The organism is Ruegeria denitrificans (genome assembly GCF_001458295.1).
In the GTDB taxonomy this organism is placed as follows: domain Bacteria; phylum Pseudomonadota; class Alphaproteobacteria; order Rhodobacterales; family Rhodobacteraceae; genus Ruegeria; species Ruegeria denitrificans.
This window is the reverse complement of the sequence record NZ_CYUD01000029.1, coordinates 1-10,768: the sequence shown is the minus strand read 5'-3', so window position 1 is coordinate 10,768 and position 10,768 is coordinate 1. Positions and strand designations below refer to the sequence as shown.

The 10,768-nt window shown below is 55.0% G+C and carries 11 protein-coding genes and 2 pseudogenes; 6 read left to right on the top strand and 7 right to left on the bottom strand.

Annotated features, from left to right (window positions below; translation table 11 throughout):
- A pseudogene (locus RUE5091_RS22260) lies at positions 1–1,178 on the bottom strand (IS3 family transposase); the annotation flags it as partial.
- 129 nt (positions 1,179–1,307) lie between these two features.
- On the opposite strand from RUE5091_RS22260, the gene RUE5091_RS22250 reads away from it, so the two are divergent.
- Together RUE5091_RS22250 and RUE5091_RS22245 are read left to right on the top strand one after the other, a co-directional pair.
- Positions 1,308–1,544, top strand: coding sequence for a DUF6429 family protein (locus RUE5091_RS22250; protein WP_058284149.1), 237 nt, complete (start codon positions 1,308–1,310; stop codon positions 1,542–1,544).
- Between the two features lie 115 nt (positions 1,545–1,659).
- Positions 1,660–3,006 (top strand): DUF7986 domain-containing protein, encoded by a 1,347-nt coding sequence (locus tag RUE5091_RS22245; RefSeq protein ID WP_058284144.1) that lies wholly within the window; start codon positions 1,660–1,662, stop codon positions 3,004–3,006.
- Between the two features lie 34 nt (positions 3,007–3,040).
- Here RUE5091_RS22245 and RUE5091_RS22240 read toward each other — a convergent pair whose 3' ends face one another.
- Together RUE5091_RS22240 and RUE5091_RS22235 are read right to left on the bottom strand one after the other, a co-directional pair.
- On the bottom strand, positions 3,041–3,385 hold the full coding sequence (locus RUE5091_RS22240; protein ID WP_058284148.1) for a bactofilin family protein: 345 nt from the start codon (positions 3,383–3,385) through the stop codon (positions 3,041–3,043).
- A gap of 301 nt (positions 3,386–3,686) precedes the next feature.
- Entirely contained in the window at positions 3,687–3,938 is a 252-nt protein-coding gene (locus RUE5091_RS22235; protein ID WP_058284143.1) for a ParB N-terminal domain-containing protein, read from the bottom strand.
- Between the two features lie 378 nt (positions 3,939–4,316).
- Here RUE5091_RS22235 and RUE5091_RS22230 point away from each other — a divergent pair, with 378 nt between their 5' ends.
- Positions 4,317–5,285, top strand: a complete 969-nt coding sequence (locus tag RUE5091_RS22230; protein WP_058284142.1) for a DUF6635 family protein — start codon at positions 4,317–4,319, stop codon at positions 5,283–5,285.
- A gap of 157 nt (positions 5,286–5,442) precedes the next feature.
- Here RUE5091_RS22230 and RUE5091_RS23910 read toward each other — a convergent pair whose 3' ends face one another.
- Together RUE5091_RS23910 and RUE5091_RS23375 are read right to left on the bottom strand one after the other, a co-directional pair.
- Positions 5,443–5,625 (bottom strand): GNAT family N-acetyltransferase, encoded by a 183-nt coding sequence (locus tag RUE5091_RS23910; RefSeq protein WP_370732607.1) that lies wholly within the window; start codon positions 5,623–5,625, stop codon positions 5,443–5,445.
- Positions 5,559–5,915, bottom strand: a complete 357-nt coding sequence (locus RUE5091_RS23375; protein WP_165590829.1) for a hypothetical protein — start codon at positions 5,913–5,915, stop codon at positions 5,559–5,561. Before RUE5091_RS23375 ends, RUE5091_RS23910 begins: the two co-directional genes overlap by 67 nt.
- Before the next feature lie 175 nt (positions 5,916–6,090).
- Between RUE5091_RS23375 and RUE5091_RS23730 the strand changes: the two are divergent.
- Both RUE5091_RS23730 and RUE5091_RS22220 read left to right on the top strand, forming a co-directional pair.
- Positions 6,091–6,219, top strand: a pseudogene (locus RUE5091_RS23730) (integrase); the annotation flags it as partial.
- Between the two features lie 158 nt (positions 6,220–6,377).
- Positions 6,378–7,937: an acetolactate synthase large subunit gene (locus tag RUE5091_RS22220; protein WP_058284147.1), complete on the top strand. Its 1,560-nt coding sequence runs from the start codon at positions 6,378–6,380 to the stop codon at positions 7,935–7,937.
- 190 nt (positions 7,938–8,127) lie between these two features.
- Here the strand turns inward: RUE5091_RS22220 and RUE5091_RS22215 are convergent, their stop codons facing one another.
- Together RUE5091_RS22215 and RUE5091_RS22210 are read right to left on the bottom strand one after the other, a co-directional pair.
- Positions 8,128–8,946 (bottom strand): class I SAM-dependent methyltransferase, encoded by an 819-nt coding sequence (locus tag RUE5091_RS22215; protein WP_058284140.1) that lies wholly within the window; start codon positions 8,944–8,946, stop codon positions 8,128–8,130.
- A 65-nt stretch (positions 8,947–9,011) separates the two neighbouring features.
- Positions 9,012–9,305 (bottom strand): antibiotic biosynthesis monooxygenase family protein, encoded by a 294-nt coding sequence (locus RUE5091_RS22210; protein WP_058284139.1) that lies wholly within the window; start codon positions 9,303–9,305, stop codon positions 9,012–9,014.
- Between the two features lie 258 nt (positions 9,306–9,563).
- Between RUE5091_RS22210 and RUE5091_RS22205 the strand changes: the two genes are divergently transcribed.
- Positions 9,564–10,478, top strand: a complete 915-nt coding sequence (locus tag RUE5091_RS22205; protein ID WP_058284138.1) for a sulfurtransferase — start codon at positions 9,564–9,566, stop codon at positions 10,476–10,478.
- The last annotated feature ends 290 nt before the right edge of the window (positions 10,479–10,768 follow it).

Below are 10,768 nucleotides of genomic sequence, written 5' to 3'. Positions count from 1 at the left end.
ATTCCGTCTCGGGTTGGGCGTGTTCCGAGTTGCAACTGATCTGTGCAACAACGCCATGGTTTGATGCCAACGCTCGATCTTGCCCTGGGTTTGCGGGTGGAACGGAGCGCCGCGAACATGGCCCATCTTGTGGTCTTCCAGCCATTCGGCCAAATCGCCGGAGATGTAACAGGACCCATTGTCACTCAGCAGGCGTGGCTTGTGCCGAACGATGGCCTGATCGCATCCAGATGCCGCCAGAGCCAGTTCGATTGTGTCAGTCACGTCTTCGGCCCGTATGTTTGTGCAGAGCTTCCAGGCAACGATATAGCGGCTGTAATCGTCCAGGATCGTGCTGAGATAAAACCAGCCCCAGCCGATGATCTTGAAGTAAGTGAAGTCGGTCTGCCACATCTCGTTGATGGCGGTGGTTTTATCCGTGAACTCGTCGGCTGCTTTGATCACCACATATTCCGGCGCGGTGATCAGGTCAGCTTCCTTCAGGAAACGGTAAGCTGATGATTCAGATATGAAATACCGCTTCTCGTCAGTGTATTTGACCGCCAGTTCCCGTGTCGTCAGCGCCTCATGTTCCAGCGCGAACTCGATCAAATCATCCCGCCTGACCTGTGGAATCCGGTTCCAGACAGACTTAGGCTGGGGTGAGCGATCCGCGAGGGCATCAAAGCCACCTTCGACGTAGCGGTCATACCACCGGTAGAACGTGGTGCGGGGAATGCCCAGCATGTCCAGGGTCTGCTTGGTGGGCAGATGGGACCCCTCAACGGTGCGGATGATCTCCAGTTTCTCAGAGGCAGGGTATCTCATTCCCCGAACTCCCCATCCCCGATCATGCTTTTTTTGAGCAGGCGGTTCTCCAGGGTCAGATCGGCGACACACTCCTTCAAAGCTAAGGCCTCAGATCGCAGATCCTTCACCTCAGGCGATGTCGCCTGCCGGGCCGTATCGCCGGATAGACGGCGTTTCCCTGCTTCGAGGAACTCCTTGGACCAGCTGTAATACAGGCTCTCAGAAATGCCCTCACGACGGCACAGTGCCGAGATGCTTTCCTCACCACGGAGGCCCGCCAAAACAATGCGGATCTTCTCCTCCGCCGAATAGGTTTGCCGCGTCTTGCGGCGGATGGTTTTGACCAACTTGGTAGCCGAAGTTTTGCTGGTTCCGGATTTCTTGTTCATCTTCACTCCTTGACGGTTACGATGAACCAGAAATCCTCCGTTGTTCAAATCCTCAAATCTGTCCCACAGGTGCTGACGTCAGACAGATCGGGGTTGACGGGGCCTGTCCGGATGACGTCCGCTGTGAGCATGGAGATAGATGAGAACAAGGTGGATGACGCGGTTCTGGCGTTGTTATGGCTGACGCTGCATGACGAGCGTCGTGCCTGGAAGGGTTTTGACTGGGACGCGCTTGATCGCCTGCACCGCAACGGGTTGATCCTGAATCCTGTTGGCAAGGCAAAGTCGGTCGTGCTGACCGAAGAGGGCCTGCACCGCTCGGAGGCCCTCTTTGCAGAGCTTTTTGTGCGGGCGCCTAAGAAGTAACGCTCCCAGCAGTGTAACCACCGCTGCATCGCAATTCGCCAGGAGATTGCGATCTGGCTACGGGTCGCGATCTGCGATAAATCGCAACCTGACCACCAATCCGGAGTAGAAATAGATGACGGCGGGGAACGATCTTGGAGGGCTCATCAGGTTCATCACCCGTGACGAGGTTTGGCACGAGCGGCTTGCGGATGTTCTGGATGAGCATTTTTTGCCAAGCCTCGAAGCCTTTGATCTCGATTTCGAGGATCTGAGCGATCTTCTGGGTGAAGACTGGCCAACGGTCCTGTGGGGTGGTGGCCTGGAGGATCTGCTGGGTCGAACATTCGCGCCAGGCAACGAAAATGCCGTCGATGCATACCTGAAGCGGCATGGATCGAAGGAGAGCACCCAGACACGGGCCTATATCGAAGGGTTGCGGTATGCGCCGGTCAGCCTTTACGAGGTCAGCAAGATCGTAGCGGGCAAATCCATGGTTCTGCGGGACCTGCTTTCGGACACAAAGCCCGTCACCGTCCGGGAACACAGCGCAACGCAGATGTTGCAACAATGGGACCGCATCGCGGCTCGGGTTGTCCCCCATGGCGATCACAACGTGATCTCAGGTGCGCTGCTTCCCTTCGATCCAGAAGCAGTCGCAATGTTTGAGGATGGGCTTCGGACGGTCCTGAAACTGAATGCGCAGGATGAACTGAGATTGACCCAGGATCAGCTACAGCGCTCCGCACCCCTCTTCACCAATGCCTGGCTCTTCGCGCATTTGCCAAACCTGCTGGATCCGGAGCCACCTCAGATCAGCAACAGCGATGGTGACGATCTGGTCTTCCATGAGCTACGCTTTCCCCTCGCCACCGGGGTAACGCACAGCCAAGTCTCGCAAAGACTGTCCCAGTCAACAGAACTCGTGATCTCTGGTCAGAAGGACTGGACGTGGCTTGCCGTCGACAACCCGTCCAGCAACAAGCGTGGCACCGGCCTTGTGTTGGACAGGTCGATGTCAGGGACCTCTGTGCTTGGGTCTCTGAACCTGAAAGGCAAAACACTCACGCTGTCTGTAAATTCTGCAACGCGCGCCGAACGCGGCGAAGCCCTGGTCCGGGACCTGCTGGGGGATCTGGTGAAGTCGCCGCTGACATCAATCCAGACCGTCGGACAGATGATGGCGGATGACAGCCAGGAGAGCGGAGTGGCAGAAGAAGAGGACATCCCTCCTGACCTTGCCCGTCAGATGGCCCACGAACATCTAGAACAACACTACCGTGACACGCTTGACCAGCCGATCCCGGCCCTTGGGGGCAAAACACCGCGCCAGGCCGTTCGCAGCACGGCGGGCAGAAAGCAAGTCATCGACTGGCTGAAGACAATCGAAAACCGCAGCGCGCGCCAGACCGGCTCTCCTGTTGCAGATTATGATTTCAGCTGGATGTGGCATGAGCTTGGCCTGTCAGATTACCGAAAGTGAACCAGCCAGCCAATCAGATCAGGCTGCCCAGCGGTCATCCAATCTTGCCGTCAGGCATACCCTGCTGCCCGCCCGCGATGTTCACCTTGCCCACAACCCTGGCGCCGCTTTCAGTTGCCATCGTCTTGGCCGATACATCAGCCTGAATCTGTGCGCTCGATGCAATCTTCAGATTGTCGCATTTCAGGCTGCCTTTTTGCTTACCCTCAATAACGATCTTATTGGCTGACAATGCACCGTCGACCGACCCGCCGATCTGAACAGTGATTGTCTCAGCTCTGACATCCCCAACCACACGGCCTTTGACCTCGATGCCTCCCGCACTTGAGTTGAGATCGCCTTCAATTGTCAGATCTTCTTCAATGATTGAGCTTGCCACCTCGAGATCCTCCAAATGAGATATTGGCGACACTAGAACGAAAAGTGCTCCTTGAACACACTCCGGTCCGTCAAACCGCAGCGTGGATCGAGCGCCCACATCCTTGGTAAGTTCCGGTTTAGTGTCGAGACTACTAAACGGCCGTCGCGACATTTGCGATCTTCAGAAATTGGCCCATCCTGCGCATTGCTGCTGTTGAGCGGCCCATCTGGATACGGCGGTCACCGCCCGCTTCGCGAACGGTCGCTCTCGGCGTATTAATTGCATGGGACTCAGTGCGAAATCTGCAATTTGGATACACTCAGTGCAACAGAGCGTGAACAAGATATCCTTCAATTTCATCTTCACCAATAGCGCGCAGGGCTTCTAGTCGGTGATATCCTTCAACAAGAATGTATCCGCCGCCTTTATCGGCGCGCAGGCGTATGGGTGTGGTTTGACCGTTCTCTAGCATATCGTACGCGAGGCCTTCGACTTTGGCGGAATCCAGAGTTTTTCTCCGTTTGCCCGGAATGCGAACGTCGGCAATGGTAAATTTTTCTTTAATTGGCATGATCTAAACTTGCACGACAGGGCAGCATTTAAGCAAGCACTTGCGCCACGATATCCACTAATTTCTGAATTTGTCTCATGGTGCCATTAGATAACGGCCTATTTGTTGGCGCCCATGAGTTCGCAAATTACCAAACTATTAGTCAAATCGAGGGCATCTTGGTGAACGGCTCTTATCGGCGTTCACATTCGACATTCGACATTCTTTCAGATTTTGCTGTTCCGAAAAAAGCACAAATGAACTGGTGAACCAGAAGCCTCGTCAACGCTCTTGCAGCAATGCTCACTTGATAGGATAGGAAGTGCGGCTGGCATGCTACTCCGTGAAACAGTATAAGACGTTTCTTGCACAACAAGACAGGGATCGTGGGTCACCGCCATGAGGTCATTATCGAACCCCGCCGTGGCAGTCGAAAAGGTTGTCCGCCCGAAGGTCCGTGAGTACTTTATGGACCGGCGGGCCGAAGTGGATGTGTTTGTGGCAAGGCATTTCACCTGGCCCGGAACACTTCTCCTTCACCGGTCGGCACTCGGCTGGGACATTCTGCGCGCCCCGATGAATGTGGTGCTGTCTCCAATCCTGGTGCTGACGCGGATCGCGGCATACCTTTGCCGCTGTGCCCAGTGGCGTGGCGGCGCGGACTGGCTGGCCTCACGGCGTATCCTGTTGCGCACCACTGTGGCGCGAAGGGTCGAGGCCTGCGTCGTGGCCGATCTTCTCCAACTGTCGTTGGCGGAAGGGGCTGCGGCTCAAAGTCCGGAAGCGCTTACGCGCGCCATCCTGGGTGCACCGAAGTTTCGCGAAATGATCCGAAAACGTGAGAGTGCGGCCGATGCGGAGGCCCTCAGCCATCGAATGGCGGGCGCGATTTCCGAGTATACAGCAACTCGGTCTGCCGTGGCCGAGATGACAACTGTGCTCTGTGCGCTTGTTGTCGGTGCACTGGTCTTTCAGGCGCTAACACCGGGCATGATCTCGATGGCGCCGGGCGTTGCTGATGCCATGGCAAGCACCAATGCCATCACGGAGTTTCCGCTGGGTCAGACAATTGGTGGGATTTGGTACGGTTTTTTCCCGACGGACGCATCGCCCTGGCTTATCACCGTCACCATGGCGGGGCTTGTCATGATAGGGTCGGTTTTCGCCGCGTTCGCAGGCGCGTTCGCAGACCCTGTTCAGAGTCGCCTTGGCATTCACCGCCGCCGCCTTCTTCGTCTGATCGATACGCTCGAGGTGGAACTTACCGGGCTAGGACAGAGACCCTTCGTCGCACGTGAGCATTTCTACGCAAGGCTTTTGGACCTATGGGATGCCGGTGCGGGCATACTCCGCATTTTCCGGAACTGACACGCCGACTTGGAAGCGAGGCCGGCCCATAAGAGACATTCATCGCAGTCACTGGTGCCGCAGTGCGGCTTCACCAGACCGCCATTCGCTACGGACAAAAAAATCCTGAAACTGCCGAACTCACAGATTGCAGACAATGCAGCCGTTTGATCTACCGCTATTGGGCGGCTCGAAACATCGGAAACAGGGGTGGGGCTTGGTCGGCTTTGATTAGACCCATCTCTTGGAAACCATAGCGCTTATACAGCGATAGATTTGTAGGGTTTGTCGACTCTAAGTAAGCAGGTCTTCCATCTTCATCACAACGTTTGAGGCAGCATTCAACCAACGCTGACCCCAACCCTTTTCCTTGGCGAATTGGATCGACCGCAATAAAAGCCAAATGCCAGCAGTAAAATCATCGTTTCGAAACGCGCTACCCTGTTCAAATGCTCGCCCTCCAAAGAAATCCATTACGCGCGGGAAGTGGGAGAGGAAATCGGCAGGTTCAGGATACAGCCAACGCATGAATGGGTCCGCAGAAAATCCAAGAGCAAGTCCGCTTAACAAACTTCCTGCTTCACTTCGGGTTGATGATCTAAACATGAAATTACCTTTGGTCGTTACACCTCGATTTTCACGTTTCAGCATGTGGGCCGCAAATACTTGTTGTCAAATGCGCAATTTATTGTCCTGCTCAAGCAACGATGGATGGCTACGTCGAGCTCCCAGCAGACCTCTGAGGCGACGCAGCATCCTGTAATATTGTCTCTCGTCAATGTCGGGTTGTCGTTGTGGGAGGGTATGGCGGATCGGAGGATCAGCTATGGAAACACCAAACTCACCTACCATTCGCGCACTTCGCCCAACTTGGAACAAGGGACGTATCGTAGGTCAGAGGCGGCCGCTAAAACCCAAGCATGTCTGGGCGACCCGAGTTCGACTTGAACTGGCCTAAAACAACCGCGATCTCGCGTTGGTCAAACTGGCAAGTTTTACGACGCGAAGGCATCGATGACGATCGACGGCCTGCACATCATCGCAAGCTTTTTCAGTTACTTTTGGATTGTCTCTCCCATAAAGTGCGTTGAAATCAGAGTTGGCGGTGATCGAATGAACGGCGCAGAATCGTTAGTCAAAACCTTTCTTCACAACGGTCTGGATACGGTTTTCGCCAATCCAGGCACGTCTGAAATGCACTTTGTTGCGGCTCTTGATAGACATCCCGAGATGAACTGTGTTCTGTGCTTGTTCGAAGGTGGAACGACGGGCGCCGCTGATGGCTACTACCGCATGAAACGGGACGTCGCCGGCACTCTGCTGCATCTTGCACCGGGGCTAGGCAACGCATTTGCCAATCTACACAACGCCCGAAAATCAGGGTCCGGGATCGTGAATGTGGTGGGAGATCACGCAACACATCACCTACGCTATGAAAGCCCACTCAGAGGCGACATTATGGGCGTAAGTCAGGCCGTAAGCCATTGGACACGAGTTTCTGATCAGGCCACAAGCGTCGCATCGGACGGGGCCGCAGCCATCCAGGCCGCCCGATCTCAAAACGGCCAGATCGCCACTCTTGCTCTTCCCGCCGATACTGCTTGGGATGCAGCGACTGGCCCTGCGACGACGAGCATTCTGGCCCAACCACTTCATCGTCCGTCCTTGAAAGACATCGAGGCCGCAGCCATGCGTCTAAAAACTGCAAACGCGGCTTTGATGATAGGTGGGTCCGCGCTTTTTGGTCCACTTCGTGACCTAGCTGGTAAAATTTCCGTCGAAACCGGATGCCGCCTGTTGGCGGATACTCTGATCCCTCGAATTTCGAAGGGGGCCGGGGCCGCCAAGTTGGATCAACTTGTGTATCCAATTGCACCCAAGATTGCTCAGCTTGAACAGACCTCGTCAATCACTTTGATCGGCGCCGACCAACCCGTTGCCTTCTTTGCATACCCGGACAAACCAAGCACACCCGAGCCCGCCGGTTGCACGGTTTCAAGTCTGTGTGCTCCGACGGATGATATTGCCTGGACTATTCAATCACTGGCAGACGCAGTAGGTGTCACGAGCAAGACACAGCTGAACACATACGCTCTCGACCTGCCTCCAATCCCAACCGGAGATCTCACCCTAGCGAAAGTCGGCCAGACGTTAGCGGCCCTCATTCCAGAGAATGCTATCGTTTGCAATGAATCCGTGACGTCCGGGTTTCACGTCATTCCTCCGACTGCAACTGCGCGACCACATGACTTGCTTGGGGGAACCGGTGGGGCGATAGGGCTTTGCCTACCGTGCGCAACTGGCGCAGCAATTGCATGTCCAGACAGAGAAGTAATTGCTCTAACAGGCGATGGATCCGCCATGTACACGTTGCAATCTTTGTGGACGATGGCACGCGAAAGCCTGGACGTTACCGTGATTGTATTTGCCAATCGCGGCTATCAAATTCTTCGGGATGAGCTGTCAAATGTCGGTGTTGAGAGTTTTGGCAAGAATGCGGAGGCAATGTTTGATGTGGAAAACCCCACGCTTGACTGGGTGGCGCTCGCTAAAGGGCATGGTGTTCCCGGAATACGAATTGAAGACATCGATGGCTTTGTAAAAGCCCTTTCCGCGGGACTATCACGTAACGGCCCTTCCTTGATCGAAGTCATGTGCCCGCCCGCATCTTGAGCACAAATTCCTTATGAAACGGCCGGCCCATTGCCGACATCCGACCCAGTTGAACGATGCTGCGGTCGCAGCCCGCATTCCCGCCTTTCGCCGCGCGTGCAAAATCGGCATATGGTCGAGCTCACAGTGGCGGGACAGAACTGACATTGGCACACGCCGGGATTGTCATGTGTTTGTAGCGTGAGAGCGCTTATGCATTGGCGGTTACCATTGTCGCTGGAAATGGAACTCTCCACCCGCCTTGACCATCGCCAAACTCATTCGCCACGCGTGTGGTCATCGCTTCGCGAATTGCAATTCGTGCCGCCTTGCTCTGCGAACTAATGAGCATGGCCGCTCGAACGGTTGCATTCTCGAATACGTCCGCAAAACCGCTCGGGTCGTTAAATCGGAACGCCGAATCAATGTCCGTGAACCGGGGGTTCCTTAATCCGGCGGTATCAAGCGCCCTTCTTGCATCCTCGCGTTTGGAAAAGAGATGGAAATCCGGGGCGGGTGGTGCAAGTCCCGGATCGCCGTGTGCCTTCACCGCGCCAAATACAATTTGAAAACTTGCCGAAAACTCAGGCTCACGCCACGATGTCAAAGCCGCAACGCCATCTGGCCTTAGGACTCTCGAAATCTCAGAAAGAACCGCATCCGGGTCCGGCAAATGGCCAAATCCGACGTTGCAAACGACGGCATCAAAACTGCTATCGCCGAATGGCAAGTCGGCCGCGTCGCCTTCGACAAACGAAGCGCCTGGAACGCGGTTCTGCGCGCGCGCAAGCATTGCGGGTGAGAAGTCTAAACCCGTCACCTCGGCTCCTGCGTCGACGAGCGCTTCGGAGGCATTCCCGTGACCGCAACAAAGGTCCAAGATAACACCGCTATGAGCTGCGCGTGTTGCTTCCGATAGCGAGGGGACCAATTGGTCGGAGATGGGAGCGAAAAGATCAACATATGCGTCGGCCTTTGACTCCTCGGCCCAGCCGGATTTTTCAGCAGCGGCAAAATCCTCATACAACATCGCCCGATTGCCCTCCGATTATGTGCAAACAATTATTCAATTTTGAGTGCCCAGAAATGGAGTCGTCAATTTACCAAGTCGTAGTGCTTGATGGTTCGGGACTCGACTAATTCGGCTTCGGCGGGGTCAATATGCGGCGATTGATAATCATCGCCCACAAACGCCTTGAGCGACGCGAGGTCCTTCCAGATCATTACAAAGCTGAACTCTCGTGGGCTATCCGCGCGAGGCGCACCCGGCAGAACTTGAACAATCCCATCGGTCCCTTTCATCAACGGAATTGCGGTATCATAAAAGAACTTGGCGAATTCCTCTTCCTTACCTTCACGAACCAATACCTGAAAAATGCGCATGATCATGTCATTTCCCTCCGGTTTTCAGCGCCCCGCTCGTAAGACCGCCTCAAATCAACTCATACCAAACCAATTTGGGAATGTCGCTTCTGAGCTCATTCCGCTCATATTATGCCATCGGTCAGGCTTGTTCACCAGTCGGAGGCCCTGGTGGGCGGCAATGCGGGACAATACTGTCCTTCACGGACAGAAAGCAAACGGCCGTTAGGGATATGCTAAGGTGACCTGGCGTTGCTGATGAACTTTGAGCGGAGAAACTTTCCGATGACCTTAGATCCAGTTGTGAACACTTCTTGGTTGGCTGAACACTTGAACGACCCGAAACTGCGTATCGTTGATGTTCGTTGGGGGTTCCTTGAAGAGGATGGCAAGGGTGTCGCGTTCGATGATCGGGAAAGCTACCGCGCTGAACACATCCCCGGTGCAGTGTCTGTCGGAATGGCCAGCGAACTCGCAGATTCATTGCATGAAACTCCTGACATGATACTCGGCCCAGATGAGTTCGCGCGAACAATGGCGCGGTTGGGCATTTCAGATTATACCCATGTTGTTGTCTATGATGACTCGGGACTGCCCCTCGCGGCTGCACGACTATGGTGGGCCCTATCCTACTATGGACATGAAAATGTGCAGGTCTTAGACGGCGGGTTACAGCAGTGGAAGCTCGAAGGCCGAGAAGTGCACTCAGGTGACGTCGAGGCGACCGAAGGAAAGTTTGTTGCGCAAGCCAAGGAATCATGGATCGCGATGAAGTCCGACGTGCAAAACGCGATAGATGACGAAGACGTTTGCATCGTTGATTGCCTACCCGACGAATTGTACCGAGGGCGTGAATCTCACACTTGGGGCGGTCGGTCTGGCCATGTGCCGGGCGCCGTGAACGTTCCCGCTATTTCGAATATTGATCCTTCGCTGGCGATGACGTCGCTCGAAGCTCGTGCAGAGAAACTGAAGGAGCGAGGATCGTTTCGCATGGCAAGTCGCGATACACTCCTTGCTCATTACGCGAGCAAGGGTGTCACGCCCGACAGGTCAGTGATCACGTATTGTGGGCGCGGCATAGCTGCATCCTGTGGTTTGCTCGCACTTAGGCGTCTCGGATTTGAGAGGTCTCGATTGTATGATGGTTCATGGGCTGAATGGAGCCAGGACGAATCCCTGCCTGTCGAATCCTCGTAGGGTTACAACAGAATTCGCGCTAGCCCATTCACTTGCAGAATTCCGCTTTAGCCCATTGCGTGAGTTTCGGAACCCTCCCTATCGAATAATGGCGGTTTCGATATTGTGAGGGTCAAGAATGAAGCAGACATTCGTGCAATCTGCAGCATTGGCAACATGGGGCTCGATGCCGACCTCGGAGACGGTGCAGCATCGGTCCAATTTGAGACGCCGAGCTCGATCACGGACGGCCCTAAGCGGATGAGGTGGGTGGCTCCTGCTCCACCGGCATCGAATGTGCCAAAGTGCAG